Source organism: Methylotenera sp., assembly GCF_030653755.1.
Classification (GTDB): domain Bacteria; phylum Pseudomonadota; class Gammaproteobacteria; order Burkholderiales; family Methylophilaceae; genus Methylotenera.
Window position 1 is genome coordinate 1 of the sequence record NZ_JAURYU010000024.1, and the last position, 18576, is coordinate 18576.

The 18576-nt window shown below is 44.2% G+C and carries 11 protein-coding genes and 1 pseudogene; 1 reads left to right on the top strand and 11 read right to left on the bottom strand.

The genetic code is table 11. The features are described from left to right. Positions 1 to 37: 37 nt before the first annotated feature. Positions 38 to 1936, bottom strand: a pseudogene (locus tag Q7U33_RS04205) (adenosylcobalamin-dependent ribonucleoside-diphosphate reductase); the annotation flags it as partial. Positions 1937 to 2311: 375 nt separating this feature from the next. Here Q7U33_RS04205 and waaA point away from each other — a divergent pair. Beyond that, entirely contained in the window at positions 2312 to 3571 is a 1260-nt protein-coding gene (waaA, locus tag Q7U33_RS04210) for a lipid IV(A) 3-deoxy-D-manno-octulosonic acid transferase (RefSeq protein ID WP_304858342.1), read from the top strand. Between the two features lie 51 nt (positions 3572 to 3622). Here the strand turns inward: waaA and Q7U33_RS04215 are convergent, their stop codons facing one another. The 10 genes from Q7U33_RS04215 to Q7U33_RS04260 all read right to left on the bottom strand — a co-directional run bounded on the left by Q7U33_RS04215 (position 3623) and on the right by Q7U33_RS04260 (position 18565). Further along, positions 3623 to 4183, bottom strand: a complete 561-nt coding sequence (locus tag Q7U33_RS04215) for an isochorismatase family protein (RefSeq protein WP_304858343.1) — start codon at positions 4181 to 4183, stop codon at positions 3623 to 3625. A gap of 1 nt (position 4184) precedes the next feature. Continuing rightward, on the bottom strand, positions 4185 to 5549 hold the full coding sequence (locus Q7U33_RS04220; RefSeq protein ID WP_304858443.1) for a TolC family outer membrane protein: 1365 nt from the start codon (positions 5547 to 5549) through the stop codon (positions 4185 to 4187). Between the two features lie 23 nt (positions 5550 to 5572). Beyond that, the gene (locus tag Q7U33_RS04225) at positions 5573 to 6283 is read right to left on the bottom strand and encodes a protein-L-isoaspartate O-methyltransferase (RefSeq protein WP_304858344.1); all 711 of its coding nucleotides are present in this window, start codon (positions 6281 to 6283) and stop codon (positions 5573 to 5575) included. A gap of 57 nt (positions 6284 to 6340) precedes the next feature. Beyond that, positions 6341 to 9436 (bottom strand): efflux RND transporter permease subunit, encoded by a 3096-nt coding sequence (locus Q7U33_RS04230; protein WP_370651983.1) that lies wholly within the window; start codon positions 9434 to 9436, stop codon positions 6341 to 6343. A gap of 161 nt (positions 9437 to 9597) precedes the next feature. After that, positions 9598 to 10668 (bottom strand): efflux RND transporter periplasmic adaptor subunit, encoded by a 1071-nt coding sequence (locus Q7U33_RS04235; protein ID WP_304858346.1) that lies wholly within the window; start codon positions 10666 to 10668, stop codon positions 9598 to 9600. Positions 10669 to 10678: 10 nt separating this feature from the next. Then, complete coding sequence (locus Q7U33_RS04240; RefSeq protein ID WP_304858347.1) at positions 10679 to 11395, bottom strand: TetR/AcrR family transcriptional regulator; 717 nt, start codon at positions 11393 to 11395, stop codon at positions 10679 to 10681. 297 nt (positions 11396 to 11692) lie between these two features. After that, on the bottom strand, positions 11693 to 14566 hold the full coding sequence (locus Q7U33_RS04245) for an EAL domain-containing protein (RefSeq protein ID WP_304858348.1): 2874 nt from the start codon (positions 14564 to 14566) through the stop codon (positions 11693 to 11695). A 4-nt stretch (positions 14567 to 14570) separates the two neighbouring features. Continuing rightward, positions 14571 to 15128 (bottom strand): YfiR family protein, encoded by a 558-nt coding sequence (locus tag Q7U33_RS04250; protein WP_304858349.1) that lies wholly within the window; start codon positions 15126 to 15128, stop codon positions 14571 to 14573. Further along, positions 15125 to 17080 (bottom strand): TonB-dependent siderophore receptor, encoded by a 1956-nt coding sequence (locus Q7U33_RS04255; protein WP_304858350.1) that lies wholly within the window; start codon positions 17078 to 17080, stop codon positions 15125 to 15127. The genes Q7U33_RS04250 and Q7U33_RS04255 overlap by 4 nt, the downstream gene beginning before the upstream one ends. Positions 17081 to 17176: 96 nt before the next feature. Next, positions 17177 to 18565: a sigma-54 dependent transcriptional regulator gene (locus Q7U33_RS04260; RefSeq protein WP_304858351.1), complete on the bottom strand. Its 1389-nt coding sequence runs from the start codon at positions 18563 to 18565 to the stop codon at positions 17177 to 17179. Positions 18566 to 18576 lie beyond the last annotated feature (11 nt).

An 18576-nucleotide genomic window follows, 5' to 3' on the forward strand; every position in this document is an offset into this window, starting at 1 on the left:
CATAAAGGTAGATGTATTTTAAATCCTCAAAGTCCTAATCTGTAGGCACGTTAATGGTTTTTGAAATTGAGCTATCAATCCAGTTTTGTGATGCCGCTTGAATATCCACGTGCGCTTTTGACATGATGATAGAAGAATCTAGGAAGTATTCTGGCAATTGTTCTTCTGGTTTGTCGCTAAATGGCATTGCATTTGGGTTAATCAACTCGCGGTAAGCTAATAACTCATAAGAGAACACATGGACTTTATCTTTTGATTTTTTACCTTCACGAATCACGTTACGTGCATAGTGGTGCGCGAATGATGGCTCGATACCGTTACTTGCGTTATTAGCCAATGACAGTGAGATCGTGCCTGTTGGTGCGATAGAGCTATGGTGCGTAAAGCGTACGCCTTTAGTGGCGATTTGGTTACGCAAGCCTTCTGGGAACTGTTGCATGTAGCGGCTGTATTTACCCAGCAATACTTTACCTGCGATTTTTTGGCCAACTTTAATGCCGTCCGCTGCCATTTCTGGGCGTTTTGCTAGCATATCTGCGGTGACTTCAAATTTCTCGTCCATGATCGGTGCTGGGCCTTTTTCTTCAGCCAACTGCACACCTACGCTCCAGCCTTCTTCAGCCATCACACGCGTTACTTCTTCTGTGAACTTGATAGACTCATCTTCACCGTATTTCATCTTCATCATAGTGAGGCTAGAACCTAAACCTAGGTAACCCATACCGTGACGGCGTTTGCGCATGATTTCATCGCGTTGTTGTTGTAATGGCAAGCCATTGATTTCCACCACGTTATCTAGCATACGGGTGAAAATAGCGACTACTTCGCGGTATTCTTTCCAATCAAAGTAGGCTTCATCGGTAAATGGTTTTTTCACAAAACGTGTGAGGTTGACTGAACCTAGCAAGCATGCGCCGTAAGGTGGCAATGGTTGCTCGCCACATGGGTTAGTTGCGCGGATGTTTTCACAGAACCAGTTGTTGTTCATTTCGTTAACGCGGTCGATCAAAATAAAACCTGGCTCAGCAAAGTCATAAGTGGAGGACATAATCACATCCCACAAGCGACGTGCTTTGATGGTTTTGTAAACGCGGCATGCTACCTTGCCGGCATCTACACCTTCAGTTTTAGTGAGGTATTTACCTTTCACTGGCCACTCGCGCCATACCACTTGGCTATCGTCGTTAGTGTTTAAAGCATCAACAATCGCTTCTTTTTCTGTCACAGGGAAGGCTAATTTCCACTCAGCGTCGGCTTTTACTGCCTCCATGAACTCTTTAGTGATGAGGCATGACAAGTTGAATTGGCGTAAACGGCCATTTTCACGTTTTGCTTTGATGAAGTCTGTTACATCTGGATGTGAAATATCAAACGTTGCCATTTGCGCACCGCGACGACCACCCGCAGAAGACACGGTGAAACACATTTTGTCGTAGATATCCATGAAAGATAATGGGCCACTAGTGTAAGCGCCAGCACCCGCCACAAATGCACCTTTTGGACGTAGTGTAGAGAACTCGTAACCAATACCGCAACCTGCTTTTAGGGTTAAGCCAGCCTCGTGTACTTTGCCTAAAATATCATCCATGCTGTCTGATATTACGCCAGAAACCGTACAGTTAATCGTAGAAGTCGCTGGTTTGTGCTCTAAAGCACCCGCGTTAGAAGTAATACGGCCTGCTGGGATTGCGCCACGGCGCAATGCCCATAAGAAGCGCTCATGCCATTCAGCACGTTTTTCTTCTGTGGTTTCTACATCCGCTAAAGCACGTGCCACGCGTAGATATGAAGCATCCATGTCTTGATCGACATTGTCGCCCTGCTTAGACTTCAAACGATATTTTTTATCCCAAATATCTAGTGAAACAGGTTGAATAGGAATTTCTCTTTCAACCTCTGTTTTTGAATTCTTAGCAGTATCTACAGCTTTTAGCATCATTTAACCCTCTTATTGGTAGACTTAAATCAACGATAAAACAATGAGATAAGTCTGTATTATTTAACGATAACGCAGTTAAAGATGGTAAGCGCACACTAACTTTTTAATACTGCCAGAACTATGCACCAACCACTATATATTGTGTTTTTTTGATAATTTAATCATTCTGTAGTGGTAGGTCAAGCTGTTTTTGCATAAATATTTTCATCAAAAAGTGCAAATTTCTCTTGCCAAATTTCAACACCGCACCAGTGCTGGCTTAGGGCAAATCAACAAATAAAATACTTGGCGACTCACCTTAAAAAAATTTATGAAATAAACTATGCGAAAATACAACAACTCTACATTGCCCAGACTAAACTGGTATATCACATGACGCGCAATCTTTACACATGCCTGCTTTATCTAATGTTGCCACTCACGCCGCTTAAGCTGCTTTGGCGCGGTAGAAAGCAAGCTGAATACTTAGCACACTGGCGCGAGCGCTATGGTTTTTACAATACACTCGTGCAAAAACCTGTGATTTGGCTGCATTGTGTTTCCGTAGGCGAAACACGGGCCGCAGAGCCTTTAGTCAGCGCGTTATTAAACCAATATCCAAATCATCAACTCTTACTGACACACACCACCCCAACTGGCCGCGCAACTAGCGAGCAATTGTTTGGGGACAAAGTGAGCAGAGTTTATTTACCTTACGACGTACCATTTGCCGTTGCCCGCTTTTTAAAACACTTTAAACCAACTATCGGCGTATTAATGGAAACCGAGCTTTGGTTTAACTTAATTGCAGCCTGTAAGCAACGCAATATTCCATTAGTGCTTGCCAACGCACGGCTCTCAGAAAAATCCGCCTTAGGCTATCACAAGCTGGGCAAAGTACTCACAGAAGGCTTACAAAGCTTAAGGAACATCGGCGCACAAACAGATGCCGATGCTAGCCGCCTGAAGCGTTTGGGCGCGACAGAGATCAGCATTACAGGCAATATCAAGTTTGATGTTGCTCCGCATGAACAGGCGCGCGATTTAGGTGAAAAGCTACGCAAACAACTAGGAGCAGCACGCCCTGTGTTTTTAGCCGCTAGCACGCGTGATGGTGAAGAGGCGTTGATCATTGAAGCAGTCAGCAAGGCGAATATCCCGAACTTACTCACCATGATTGTACCTAGGCACCCACAACGCTTTGATGAAGTAGCAGCGCTATTAACAAAAGCTAATCACCCATTTATACGCCGCACCAACCTTAGCCATGAAGCGGCTAACTTAAATAACGTTAATTATTTACTTGGTGACTCAATGGGGGAAATGTTCACCTACTACGCAAGCTGCGATGCGGCCTTTATCGGGGGTAGCTTACTGCCGTTCGGTGGGCAAAACCTGATTGAAGCATGTAGTATGGGAAAACCAGTCTTAGTAGGGCCACATACCTTTAACTTTGAAGAAGCTGCGCAAATGGCCGTGATTGCAGGAGCTGCCTGCCGCGTGCAAAATGTAGAGGACTTAAGCGCGAAATTACAGCAGCTATTTGCTAACGATGAACAAAGGCAAGCCATGAGTGATGCAAGCCTTCAATTTAGTGAACGTAATCGTGGTGCTACGGAAAGAACTTTAAACCTGCTTAAACCGTATATTTAAGGTAAATATAAACGCCAAGATATTCGTCACTTAAGACCCGCGTAATCAGTATTAGCGAATCAGCTTACTAATGGCCTTGAATGCATCGCCTGAAGCCACGCCTAGCCACTCAAACACTAAAGACTCTGTATTGGTAATCACACAACCTGCGTTACGCATTCTTTCAATGGCATTGGCCTTGTTTGCTGGATTGCGTGAAATGATGGCGTCTTCTACCACAAACACCTGTTTACCCTTGCTCAGTAAATCCAGCGCAGTTTGTAAAATACAAATGTGCGCCTCCATGCCAGCCAGTACCACTTGCGAATGATCGCGCGTTAATTGCCGATTAAACTTCGGTTCTGCTACACAAGAAAAAGCAATCTTTTCGACAGGTTGCATGTGCTGAACTAACGCAGACAGCTCAGGCACGGTATGACCTAAACCTTTTGGATATTGCTCAGTAAAAATACAAGCCACATTTAATAGATTGGACGCCTGTAACAAGATGCCGCAATTTTTAATCACCGCTTGCATATCACTCACAGGCATTGCGACCGTAAGCTTAGTCTGCACATCCACAATAGCCAGCTGGCTTAATGTAACGCTCGCTTTTTGAGTGGTATATTGCACGTTAGCGCCCCCCCACGATCACCAGCTGTTGATTAATATCTGCCAAATCAGGCTCTGCTACAACACCAGAAGTCGCTTTAAGGCGGATGATGTTCACTAAATAACTATAGCGCGCCTGTAATAAGTCACGCTTAGCACTAAATAGCTGTTGCTGTGCATTAAGTACGTCCACACTGGTACGCACACCAACTTCATAACCTAACTTGGTAGAATCTACTTGGCTTTGGCTAGAAATCAGCGCTTGCTCATAAGCCTTTACCTGCGCAATGCTGGAGCTTAAATTGAGATAAGCACGTTGCGTTTCTAGCTCAGCACTACGACGTGCGATTTGTATGTCATCTTGCGCTTTTTGTTGATTAAGCACCGCTTGACGCACGCGCGAATTAACAGCACCCCCTAGATACAACGGGATTTCTAACTGAAAACCTATCGCTGCAGTTTTCAACTCACTGCCGATGCCATTGGTCGGATTACCATTTGCATAGTTATTGGTATAACTTGCAACAGCATCTAATGTAGGCAAGTGCCCTGCCCTTAAGCGCTCTACTTCTTGAGTTGAAATGGCAAGCGCATCCTGCTGAATCTGAATATTCAAGTTATTTTGTGTAGCCACCTCTAGCCATCTATCCAACCCTTGCCCTAGACTATTGGTCGCCATGTCTGTTCTAACCGTTGCAAGTTTTTCTGGCATTTTCCCTGTGATTGCTTGCACTGCATGCTTAGCAATTTGGTACTGATTAACTGCGGCTATTTCCTGCGCAAATACTAGATCAAAACGCGCCTGTGCCTCATTCACGTCTGTAATCGTCGCTGTACCAACCTCAAAATTAGCATTAGCCTGCTCTAACTGGCTTAGAATGGCGGCTTTCTGCGCAATGATTAATTCTATTTGGTCTTGCGCCAAAAGCACATCAAAATAAGCCTGCGTCACTCGTAACATCAGCTCTTGCTTACTTAAATTCAATTGTTTATCGGCTCTGCTTACCTGCACTTTGCTTTGGTCGATTTGTACTAGGCTATCTTTACGATAAATCGGCTGACGTGCCTGCACACCATAATTATAACTCTCAAAATTTGAGCGTCCTTCAGGGACGAAAGGGTTGTTACCAGATAAGATTTCTAATCTAGTTTGCGTGGCAGTTGCACCCGCAGTTAAATTAAGCGTAGGGCGATACAGCGCTTTAGCCTGCTCTATTGCCTCTTGTGCGGCCTGATTAGCACTTAATGCAGATGCCAGCGTAGGGTCATTTGCTAGTGCCTGCTGATAGACCTCAATCAATGAGTACGGTTTATCATCAGCATTGGCATAAGAGGCAAATGCTGACAACAACGTCAGTTTGATTAAGAATTGAGCGGTTTTGAGCATATCAAGGCTAATCAACACATGCCTTAAAAAGCAAACTTCGTTGCTTGTGGTGCGTTTTCTAACACTGGCAAGCAGGTTTCAAATATCGTTTCATGACGGTATGAGCCCTCACTTACACGCTGTGTCACGGTGGCTTCCATCATTGGAGCATCACCCACCACCGCAAATAAACGGCCACCTACATTTAACATTTTTTCAGCCGCCACTGGGCGTAACGGCAATGAACCAGTAAACACAATCACATCGTAAGGTGCAGCGGCAGAAAAGCCATTAACCGCATCACCTACATAAAGCGTCACATTGTGAATACCTTGCGCTTGTAAGCGGTATTGCGCGTTGTTAGAGAGCTCTGGGTAAATTTCAACAGCATGTACATGCTGCGCTAAAGTTGCTAATAGTGCAGTCAAATAGCCACTACCTGTGCCTACTAGCAACACTTTATCTGTCTTTTTAATATGTAAAGCTTGAAGAATGCGTCCTTCCAGCTTTGGCGACAGCATGGTTTGGTCTTCACCAATGGGTAACTCAACATCCGCAAAAGCCAAGCCCACCTGAGATTCTGCCACAAAATTTTCGCGCGGTACCGCGTCTAACACAGCTAACACGACTGGGTCTAACACTTCCCAAGTGCGAATCTGCTGTTCAATCATGTTAAATCTGGCTTCACCTACATTAAACTGGGTATTAAACTGAGCAGGTGCATGCTGTTCTACGGTTTTTGCTGTTTGTGTCATGTTTGATTACTCGATGATGTTTTATTTAATGATAATTATAACGCAAGTGCTTATTGGCTAAGGTACTTTTACTCTAAACCAAGCTGCATACAAGGCAGGTAAAAATAATACCGTCAACAAAGTGGCAACCGCCAACCCTCCCATAATCGCTACCGCCATTGGGCCAAAAAACACACTGCGCGACAATGGAATCATCGCTAATATGGCAGCAGCCGCTGTGAGTACAATCGGGCGAAAACGACGGATTGTAGATTCAACAATTGCCTGCCACTCAGGTAGCCCGCTCGCTTTATCTTGGTCTATCTGGTCTACCAAAATTACAGAATTACGCATAATCATGCCTGATAGTGCGATTGTGCCTAACATTGCCACAAAACCAAAAGGCTTATCAAACACAAGCAAGGCCAAAGTGACACCAATCAAACCTAATGGCGCAGTTAATAACACCAAAATAACACGGGAGAAGCTTTGCAACTGAATCATCAATATCGTTAACACTGCAACCAGAAACAAAGGCACACCTGCCGCAACTGATGCACCGCCTTTGGCAGACTCTTCAACCGCACCGCCTGTTTCTAAACTTACCCCTAATGGCAGGTTGGCTTTAATCTCTTTCAATTGACTTTCAATCTGCTCGGACACCACTGGCGCCTGTAAGTTGCCTTGAAGATTTGCCCTGACTGTAATAGATGGCTCGCGATTGCGGCGCCAGATGACGCCTTCTTCAAAATCTGAGGTAATGGTGGTTAATTGCGACAGAGGAACACTGGTGCCGTTTTGTGTATTAATCATTAAATCTTGCAAACTTGATAATCGGCTACGTTCAATTTCTGTTCCTCTGGCGACTAAATCAATACGTTCATTACCTTCTCTAAATTCTGTAATGTAGAGTGATTGCATGGCGCCATTAATCATATTAGCCACATCGACTGAGCTTATACCTAATAGACGCGCTTTGGCTTGGTCCACCTCCACATGCACCACTTTGCTTGGCTCTTCCCATCCAAGTTGCACATTAATTAGATTAGCATTGGATCGCATAATATCGGCCACTTGATGCGATATTTCACGTATCTGCGGAATGTCCGTACCCGACACCCTAAACTGCACAGGAAAGCCTACTGGGGGGCCATTTTCTAAGCGCAACACAGAGGAGCGCAAAGCAGGAAAGTCTTGCTCAAATAATTTGATTAAATCCTTACGTAAGCTTTCACGCGCCTGCAAACTCTTACTTAATATAACAAACTGCCCAAAGCCACGGTGCGGCAACTGAATATCTAATGGTAAATAAAAGCGCGGGCCACCTGTGCCAATGTAAGCAACAAAATTATCAATCCCATTATTTTTAATGTTCCATTGCTGTAGCCAATGTTCTAATTTTTTGGCCTGCGCATCGGTTGCCGCATAAGAGGCTCCTTCTGTCATGCGTAAATCAACGATTAACTCTAACCGTGTTGAATCAGGAAAGAACTGCTGCTGTACTTTTGTAAACCCTACAATTGACAGCACAAACAAAGCTAAGGTGATTGCAATCACAATTTTACGATACCGCACGCAAGCTGTGACCACTACCCGAAAAGCACGGTAAAACACTGTGTTATAAATGTCATGATGATGCGCCTCTAGCGTAGCGGCATGACGTTGAGACTTATCTGAGTCACCAGATGATCTACGCCTTAACTTGTTAAGCCACCATTGCTTAAATGTTGAGGGTACTGCTTGTTTTGAGTAATCAGGCAACAAGTGATAGCCCAAATAGGGCACAAATATCACCGCCGCGAACCATGAAATAATCAAAGAAATGGCTGACACCTGAAATATTGAGCGGGTATATTCTCCAGTGGAAGAAACTGCTGTTGCAATGGGCAGAAAACCTGCCACTGTTACCAAAGTGCCTGTGAGCATTGGCATTGCGGTTGAAGTAAAAGCAAATGAGGCTGCTTTGGTTTTATCCCAGCCCTGCTCCATTTTTGATGCCATCATTTCTACGGCAATAATCGCATCATCCACCAACAAACCTAAAGCCAGAATCAAGGCACCTAACGATATTTTATGTAAGCCAATATCAAACATATGCATCAATAAAAACGTACTTGCCAGGACCACTGGGATAGTAATTGCCACGACAATCCCACTACGCAACCCTAAAGATAGCAAGCTCACCCCTAGGACGATCACCAACGCCTCAACCAGTGACATGACAAAATCACTCACAGAATTTTCCACAATAGCTGGCTGTGAGGTAACCGTATTCAAGGCTAGACCAACTAATAACTGTTGTTTTACTCGCGCCACCGTTGCATCTAGTGACTTACCTAATGCAATGATATCGCCACCGTCTTTCATACTGACACCCAATAACAGGGCTTCTTTGCCTTCAAAACGTATTCGGCTCTTGGGCGGGTCTTCAAATCCACGGTAAACTCGGGCGACATCGGCCAAACGAAAATCTTGTTGATTTGCGCGTAGCCGAATATTACGTAAATCTTCTAATTTATCGTAACGACCAGACACAGCAATGCGAATACGTTCATCAGTTGAATCATAACTGCCACTTTTTACAACCGCATTTTGCGTTTGCAATAGGTTAACAAGCGTATTGACATTAATCCCGATACTCGCCAACTTAGCATTCGATATTTCAATAAAAATACGTTGTTTTTGCTCCCCAAAGAACTCAACTTTGGCAACATCTTTTACCTTGAGCAATTCAGTACGTATCAACTCAGCTTGTTCTTTAAGTGCTGCCGCATTAAAACCGTCACCAGTCAGTGCATACATGGTGCCGTAGACATCACTAAACTCATCATTAAATGTTAAGCTCTCTATGCCTTGCGGTAGCGTATGCCGAATATCACCTACTTTCTTTCGGACTTGGTACCAAACTTCGGGAATATCTTTTGAATACGTATCGTCTTTAGCAACAACAAAAACCACAGCCTCTCCAGGGCGTGAATAACTGCTGGTGTAATCAAGATGCTGGATTTCTTGTAATTTCTTTTCAAGTTTATCCGTGACTTGCTGCTCTACTTCTTGCGCACTGGCACCAGGCCAAGTGACACTTACTAGCATCACCTTAAACGTAAATGGTGGATCCTCTGATTGCCCTAATTTTGAATACGCAAGAAACCCAGAGATAGTAAGTACTAACATCAAATACAAAACCAGCGTCTGATGCGTTAACGCCCAGTTTGATAAATTCAGTTTATTATTTAATTTACCAGACACAGGCAATGCTTTTTCATCAACTGAAAATGCCCCCTGCTTTGGCGCATCTTTATCTAACTCACTGCTTAACTCATCTTTAAACTCACTCATGGCGTAGCCTTAAACCTTGGCAATACCAGTTGACCATTTACCAAGGTATGCACACCTGCTATTGCAATACGCTCACCCACCTGTAGGCCGCTGCTAATCAATACCCCATGCTCAGAAAATTCACCAGCCTCTACTTCGCGTGTTTGTGCTTTATTATTTTCATCAATCACCCAGACCACTTCTTTGCCATTGATTTGCGTTAATGCACTTGATGGAATCAACCACTGAGAGGTTTTAGCAACATTAGGATGCTCAAACTTAACGCCTGCCGTCATGCCTAATTTAACTTTTTCATCCGCGTCATTAATGCTTACTCTAATATTAAAAGCACGCGTTGCTGAATCTGCCGCTGGCGAAATTTCACGCACAAGCCCTGTATAGACCTGCTTAGGATTTGCCCACATTTTGACCGTCACAGGCATATTAATTTGAACTAAACCCGTGCGCGATTCTGGTATTGCAAGCAACACCTCCATTTCTTTTAAACTCGCAATACTAACGATTACTTCACCCGACTGCACCAATTGGCCTGGTTCTGCTTGTATCATCGTGACCACACCATCTCGATCAGCTGTAAGCTGTGTATACCGTGTTTGGTTTCCAGAAATATCGGCCTGTGCTTTTACTTGCGCTAACCTTGCACTCGCAGTTTTTAACTGTGACTCGCGCAAATCCAAGGCTGAAGCAGAAATAAACTTTTTATCAAATAATTGGCGCTGCCTTTCAAGCTCTGCCAAAGCCAATGCATAATTAGCTTCCTCAGCGCGCACATCTGCCATTGCCGAGGCCATGCTTAAATTGGCATCAGCACTATCTAACTTAACTAGCACCTGCCCTTTTTTCACTGGCGTACCAAGCTCTACAATACGGTTAGTTATTTTTCCATTAATTCTAAACCCCTGCTTAGACTCATATCTAGGGCGCACCTCACCCACTAAAATCATCACGCCAGCTTGACCTTCATCACCAACCTTCATTACCAATGTAGGTCGCGGTGGCTGTACTGGCGGAGGTGGCTGATCACAAGCAGAAAGCAATATGGCAATTAATAATAAAAAGATTTTCATTGGAATGTACTCACGATTCAACTCTATTAATCGCTGTTGTTAATTGATGGCTGTTATCCAATGCAATATCATCCGCAGCAACAACATCTTTAGTAACGACAAGCTCACGCAACAAACCTTGTAACATCGTGTTTTGCATCATTTCCAGCCTAGCTTGCACAGCTGACCATTCAATCCAAGTTTCCCGACCCAAGGATATTTCAAGTGAGCACACACCATGAACACCTGCCCACAGGGTTTGTACTATTAACTCAGGATTGCTGAGCTCGTGCCTAAACAAACCTGCGTCAAAAACATCTTGCACAATACTTTTAAGTTGCGCATACGCATCCTGCTCAGTATTGCCGCGCTGAATCTGTGTTGTTTCTAAATTGCATGGCACGCGCGGCGTCATAAACATCAAACGATAATGGTTGGGATGTTGCAATGCAAACATGGCATAAGCATGACCAAATGCACGGATACGCCCGATCAGATCAGGTAACTGCATCACGTCACGCATGCTCGCTGCCAGCTTTAAAAAATCCTGATCACACACCGCTTGCAAAAGCGCTTCTTTATCAGAAAAGTGGTGGTATAGCGTGGTGGCTGAATAGTTAATATTTCTAGCAATTTCACGCATAGAAACTGCCTCTATGCCACGCTCCACAAATAATGTGCGCGCGGCATCTAGTATCTTTGTGCGTAGTGCATCACGCGCTTCTGCTGATTTTATTTTGGGTGGCATTTTAATTTGATAGCATTAGTTAACGGTGTTAATTTAACACCGTTAACTAATGCTGTAAAGTGAATTATCCATCACCATATCTAGCGATTGGCTTACTTGAAGTTTAAATAGGAGGTACAGCATAAAACTCAGAATCGAACCCCTAGCTAATGCCGTATTGACTCAGCTTATACCATCAAGAACGTTCACTAATTTCAAGCACTATTGCTGCCTTACTTTTATTTCCATGCTTGAATGCAGATCTTTTGCGGTTTCTAATGTCAATTAGAAATCAAGCGCTTATTGGCTAAAGCACTTTTACTCTATAGCAAGCGGCGCAAAACGCGTCATCACAGATGCTCCCAGTAGCGCCTCAAACTCAGCAATCGGAACTGGCTGGCTAAATAAGTAACCTTGGTATGTTGTGCAACCACAGCTTTGTAACAATTGAAGTTGCTGTTCGGTTTCAACGCCTTCGGCAATCACATTGAGATTTAGCGTTTGGGCCATGGCGATAATCGTGCGCACAATGGCTTGGTCACTAATATCGTCAGCAATATCACGCACAAAGGACTGATCAATTTTAAGCTGATAAAGTGGTAATTTTTTTAAATATTGCAACGAAGAGTAACCAGTACCAAAGTCATCCAGTGAGAAGCGTACGCCGATTTCTTTGAGGACAATCATGGTGGCAATAGTAAGATCGACGTGTTCTAGCAGCATGCTTTCAGTGAGCTCGAGCTTAAGGCGTGCGGGGTTAGTACTATGTTGCTGTAAGGCGGTTTTTACTTGTGTAATAAAGTCTGGCTGGCGAAATTGTTTTGCGCTGACGTTCACAGATAAGGTCAGGTGCTCTGTAGATGGGTTACGTTGCCATAAGCCAAGCTGGGCACAGGCGCTGTTGAGCACCCATTCTCCGATGGGGAGTATGAGCCCTGTTTCTTCGGCGACTGGAATAAAGTGAAACGGTGAGACGATGCCTCGCTCTGGGTGACACCAGCGAATCAAGACCTCTGCACCTAATGCATGGCCGCTGTGATTAACTTGTATTTGATAGTAGAGCTGAAACTGTTCACGCTCGAGCGCTTTTCGTAGCTCGCTTTCCAGATTGGCGCGACTGTTGATGGTTTCTTGCATTTGTGGGTCAAAGAAACGTAGGGTGTTGCGGCCTGCTTTTTTAGCTTGATACATGGCAATATCGGCTTGCTTTAATAGCTCATCGATACCAGACTGATGGTTGTTGAATAAAGTTGCGCCGATGCTAGACGTACTATGATGTTCATGCTTGTCGAGCAGATATAGTTGCGATATTGCTACAAGGATTTTTTCACCGATGGCCTCAGTTTGCGCTGCAGCCTCTAATGCCACCTCACTTAAGTCTTCCAACATCACTACAAATTCATCACCGCCTAAACGCGCAACAGTGTCGCCTTCACGCACGACGGCAGTTAGACGCTCCGCCACTTGCTGCAGCAACAAATCACCAATTGCGTGCCCCTCTGTGTCATTGAGGGTTTTAAAATGGTCAAGGTCAATAAACAGCAGCGCGCCTTCTTTCCCACTGCGCGCGCTAAAGGTGAGTGCCTGCGTCAATCTATCCAGCAATAGCCGTCGATTAGGCAAGCCTGTAAGCAAGTCATAATAAGCGAGATGTTTAATTTCCTCTTCTGCCGCTTTGCTCATGGTAATGTCGGCGAGTGTGCTCACATAATTGATAATCATACCCGCTTGATTTTTAACGGCACTGATTGAAACATGTACTGGATAAACCTCACCATTCTTGCGCCTACTTTGAATCTCACCTTGCCAGAAGCCTTCCTTCTTGGCACGGTCCCAAATGGCTGCATAAAAACTTTCATCCGTGTTACCTGCTCTAAACATACTGGCGTGCTGGCCAACAACCTCATTTGCGGTGTATTCAGTCATCTTTGTAAAAGATTGATTGACTCTTAAAATCAAGTGATTAGCATCCATCACCATCATACTTTCTTGCGCTTCCATAGCGGTCGCAGCAATTTTATGTTCTGTTTCAGATTTTTTACGTTCAGTAATGTCAATAAAAGTAGCAATAGCGCCAATGACGATACCGTCGGTAACAATAGGCTGCGCCCAGTATTCCACTGATATTGCGTGGCCATTTTTATGCCAAAAGACCTCGTCAGCATTATGCACTTTCTGATTGTACTGATAGGCCGCATACATTTGACATTCAGTCTCTGGATAAGGGCTACTGTCCGCATGCGAGTGGTGAATGAGCTGATGAATATGCCGGCCAACGACCTCATCCTCGCGTTCAAACCCAAGAATACGTAAGAATGACTTATTTACAAAGGTGCATACCCCTTGCGAATCAATGCCATAAGCCCCTTCCGCCATTGAATTTAGCAATAACTGCATTTCTTCCATTGCGCTTTTAATGCGCTGCGTTCTACTGGCTACTTCATGTTCTAAACGGTTGTTCTGCGCTGAAAGCTCTTGCTCGCGCTTTTCAACTTCATTCAGCATGAGATTAAACTGGTCGGTTAAGTCGCCTAGCTCGTCATCAGCCAACCGCTCAACGCGTTGTGAATACTGGCGCGTTTTAGCAATGTTTGCCGCACTACTGATTAAGCACTCAATCGGCTGCATAATATTTTTAAGCATGCCACGTATTAGTAGCAAACTAAAAAGTAAAGCTAACGCCATGGCAGCAATAGCGGTGGCGATAGAGGCAATCAGCTCTATCCAAACGGTAACCATATCTGATGTGATTCTGACCTTGCCCAATATTTTTTGATCCAAGGTAACCACATGCTCAATCGTTACCAAAGAATACTCCCCTAGCGTTGACGCCAGTAGGTTTCTAACCCCACGAGTTACTGGGTTGCGATTATATTCAATATGGTCTTGTCCAAACGTTCTGCTTGCCAGCACCACACCTTGAGAGGTCGTAATTTCTGCGTAAACAATATCAGCGTTGGGAGCAAGCGCATTCAGCGTTTCGTCTAATACTTTTTTATCACTAAACATTAAGGCGGTTTGGCTATTTAATGCCGTAATTTCTGCAAGTACTTTTAATTCTGCGGCTGCTTCGATACGTTCGGCAGCAATTTTATAAACCGCACTAATCATAAATGCAACAATGAGCGCCACCGTTACTGCCGCCATGGCTAAGTACCTTATTTCCCCTCGGATGGTTTTTTGCTGTGCCATAACGTTATTGCAACACCTTGCGTGCAACCCGCAGTAATTTTGAACTCATGGATAACTGCGCATTACTTATCTGCGTATAGTTGACATCAAAAACCAGCCTTTTATTCTCTAAAAATACGCCTATCATGGCGCCAGCATTAAACAAATCGAGGTTGTCTGTCACCGTCAACACTGGAGTTTTCTCTAATTTCTTGAGCATCGCGGTAGGATTATCAAGTGTTGAAACATCGATGAAAAGTATTTGGCAATCTTGCACGTTATTCATGTTGGCTAAATACGACAATGTAATTCGTATATTACTGCTTGAATTTCTGGTTAACTGTTGCAACGCGCCACCAAAGCTATCATCCCCTAATACGCAAATTTTGACTGATTTATAAGCCTCTAACTTTTTGTTACTTTCGTAATCCAACCCAGCAGGCCAGCTAGTTAATAGAGCAAAGTTATACAAATATGCCGCCTTCATTTGGTACTCAGGCACTGGCTCTGCATATGCCGATGGCGATAAAAGCAAAAACATTACCATCAGTGCACTACTTAAAAATAAGCGAGAATGTTTCATTTGAAATCGTATATCATTCTTAGCCAATAACTGCGACCATTTTGAGTAATAACCACCTGCTTGTCATTGCTACTAGGCGCAACATGGTCATAATCACGATCAAATAAATTACGAATGCCGAGCGACACACCAAGGTTAGGCAGCAGCTTGTCGTTAGAGATTGTCAGATTAGCCAAACTGTAACCGCTAGCGCTTGTATTACGCTCAGTTTTACGGTCACTGTAGGCCTGCATTTCAAAAGCAGCACGCCAAGCGCGATGCAAAAATGGTACCGAAATGTTCATTTTACCAATCCGGCGCGGCGAGTTTACCTGCCAATCCCCATTGCCATCCTCCGCATTCTGAGTGGCAGCACTGGTGCGTAGACGCACATTATTATCCCAATGTTTTTCAAATTCCAGCTCGACGCCATCAGTACCGCCGCCGCGGATGTTATTGAATTGATTGTTAACGCTACGAATATAATCATGGGTTTGGTAGTGATAAACAGAGCCCAGCAACCGTGTATCTTTATCGAAGCGATGTTCTATCACTAATTCAGTAGCATCTATTTGCTCAGGCTTGAGCCCTGGATTCGATTGCAAAGTACCATCGGTGTAATACTTCTCAAAAGGGTTTGCCCGCCTAAATGCCGTACTCCAAGATAGCTTTAAGGTCGTAGTATCCAATGGCTTGTAAATCAAAGCCACGCGTGGGCTTAATTTTTCTGTGGAATTGTTAGACTTATCTTCACTCGTATCAAAACGCGCGCCTAGGTTAGCCATCCAACGTGAGTTAATGGTGATTTCATCCTGTGCGTACACACTGAATGTTTTTTCATACGTATCTAAAAAGCTTACTGGGGTTGATATTTGTTGCTTAAAATCATTTCTAAACTCAGCACCCAATAAAATACGCTGATTTTGAAACCAAGTGCCTACAAACTGAGCATTGACTCCCCACCACTGCCCGACCGACTTCTCGTTCCAAGGCGTACCATAAGTAGCAAGACCACGATATTCATAGTCACCATAATAAGTACGCAAGGACATTTGCAGGGCGTTTGTTAACTGCCTTTCATGCCTCACGCTCGCTTGTAGTGATGTGTCTTCATAATGATATGGTGCATTAAAATCTGCACCATAAGGCGCTGTCGGAATATCTTTTTTACGCGTTGAATAAGCCACTTCAGCAAACCAGCTATCCAATTCTAGTTTGCCAAAAAAACGTCGGCTTTGCTGCTCATCTAAGTTACGCGAGGTTCCGCCACTAAATGCACCGTGTGCAGGAAAATAAATATTTTGCCCGTCACTATTAAAACCCGAAGCTGATAGCAGCACTTCAGCGCCATTATCCAACCGCTTACCATAATTAATTTTCGCATCCCGACCGCCATAGCTCGACACCTCGCCCACAACTTGCAAACCGTTGATGTCATGCCCTTGCTTGGTGATGATATTAATAATGCCGAAAAACGCATTGTTTCCATAGCTTGTTGAGCCTGGTCCTGAAACGTACTCCACCCGCTCAATCAACATTGGGTCAATAATGCCGGTATAGGCTAATCCTGCACTGTTATAGATATTATTGTTAACCTGATTACCATCTAATAACAGCATAATGCGCCCGGTAAAGTCTCCGGGACGGCCTAAGCCACGACCACCTAAAAATGAATAAGCATGGTCATTGGTAATATAAAGCCCGCGCATGCTCTCTAATATTTCAGCGAGCGTGCGGTAGCCGTAAGCTTTAATGTCTTCTGCCGTTACAATACTGACTGCAGAAGGTGCAGCACTCATTTGACTGGCAATTTTAGAGGCGCTTAGCACATCCATGGTGACTAATTGCTCTATTGGAATTTGCGTGAGGTCAGCCTGATTAAGGGTATCAGAACTTTCAGCTAACGATGGAAACGATTGAGCAGTGCCCACCAGCACTAACAGACCACAATAGAAAGAACTGTTAAATCGCAATTTCAATACCCTTAAACTGGATTTTCATGGTTACGCCCCAATTATTACACAATAATGACTTACTCAAGATATGCAAATACTTACCATTCAATCAAGTCAACTCATTTGATATTGACTCAGCTTATACCATAAGGAACGTTCACTAATTTCAAGCACTTTTGCTGCCTTACTTTTATTGCCATGCGTAAATGCTAATGCTTTAATAATTAACTGCCGCTCTAACGCCTCCACCGAACTAGGTAAAGAGAGTGGGTTCGCTGTAGCCTCATCATCAGAAGGCTTAGTAGGAGTTGGTACGTGAGTGAGCGAATTGCTTGCCATTAACTCAACCGAGTGGCTTAACATTTCTGCGGGTAAATGCTCTGGCTGAATTATTTGATTACCACTGATAATGGCGGCGCGTTCTAGTACATTCTCTAGTTCGCGTACATTGCCTGGCCAATCATACTGCATGAGTATCTGAATCGCCTGATCGGATATCGCCACGCGACGTTTGGCTAAGAAATATTCAGCCAGCGCTTCAATGTCAGATTTACGTGCTTTCAGTGCGGGTAAATCAATACGAAACACGTTCAAGCGGTAGTATAAGTCCTCGCGCAATTTGCCTTCTTTAATCGCCGCTGTCGGGTTACGATTGGTCGCCGCGATTACCCGAATATCCACAGAAATTGGACGATTACCGCCCAAGCGCTCAATCACGTTTTCTTGTAAAGCCCGTAGCAACTTAGCCTGTAGCTGCATCGGCATTTCAGTGACTTCATCCAAAAACAAAGTACCGCCATCTGCCAGCTCAAACTTACCAATACGTTCTTTAACCGCGCCAGTAAATGCGCCCTTTTCATGCCCAAATAACTCAGATTCCAGCATTTCATGGGGTATCGCGGCGCAATTCACCGCGACAAACAATGCATGGTTACGCGGGGAGGCTGCATGAATCGCACGCGCAACCACTTCCTTACCTGTACCAGTTTCACCCGCTAGCAATACGGTTGCCTTTTCTGGCGCGACTTGTCGAATAGAGGCTGCTAATTGTTGCATCACTGGGCTATTGCCAATCAGGCCTGTATTAGCTGATTTTTCCTCACGTAGGAATTTGTTTTCAACCACCAATCGAGAAAAAGACAGGGCACGCTTAATAGCGAGCTCCAGCTCTTCTAAATCAAACGGACGCAATATGTAATCTGATGCGCCATTTTTCATTGCTTCAATCGCTGATTTAATCTCACCCTGTGCAGTGACAATAATCACGGGGAGCTCAGCATCTGTTTTACGGATTTCTTTTAACAGTTGCAGGCCATCCATACGTGGCATGTGTAAATCGGTCACCACACAATCTACTTTTTGCCCATTTATGACTTCTAAAGCCTCTCGGCCATCTCTCGCTGTTAATGCTTGATAGCCTGCTTGACGCAGGCTAATCTCCAGCAAACGCAGCATGCTAGGCTCGTCATCTACCGCTAATATATATTTAATACTGTCTGACATACATCTCGCTT

Coding starts and splice junctions, on each gene's coding strand:
- waaA (WP_304858342.1), top strand. CDS start 2,312: ATGACGCGCAATCTTTACACATGCCTGCTTTATCTAATGTTGCCACTC.
- Q7U33_RS04245 (WP_304858348.1), bottom strand. CDS start 14,566: ATGGCACAGCAAAAAACCATCCGAGGGGAAATAAGGTACTTAGCCATG.
- Q7U33_RS04230 (WP_370651983.1), bottom strand. CDS start 9,436: ATGTTAGTACTTACTATCTCTGGGTTTCTTGCGTATTCAAAATTAGGG.
- Q7U33_RS04240 (WP_304858347.1), bottom strand. CDS start 11,395: ATGCCACCCAAAATAAAATCAGCAGAAGCGCGTGATGCACTACGCACA.
- Q7U33_RS04250 (WP_304858349.1), bottom strand. CDS start 15,128: ATGAAACATTCTCGCTTATTTTTAAGTAGTGCACTGATGGTAATGTTT.
- Q7U33_RS04220 (WP_304858443.1), bottom strand. CDS start 5,549: ATGCTCAAAACCGCTCAATTCTTAATCAAACTGACGTTGTTGTCAGCA.
- Q7U33_RS04225 (WP_304858344.1), bottom strand. CDS start 6,283: ATGACACAAACAGCAAAAACCGTAGAACAGCATGCACCTGCTCAGTTT.
- Q7U33_RS04235 (WP_304858346.1), bottom strand. CDS start 10,668: ATGAAAATCTTTTTATTATTAATTGCCATATTGCTTTCTGCTTGTGAT.
- Q7U33_RS04260 (WP_304858351.1), bottom strand. CDS start 18,565: ATGTCAGACAGTATTAAATATATATTAGCGGTAGATGACGAGCCTAGC.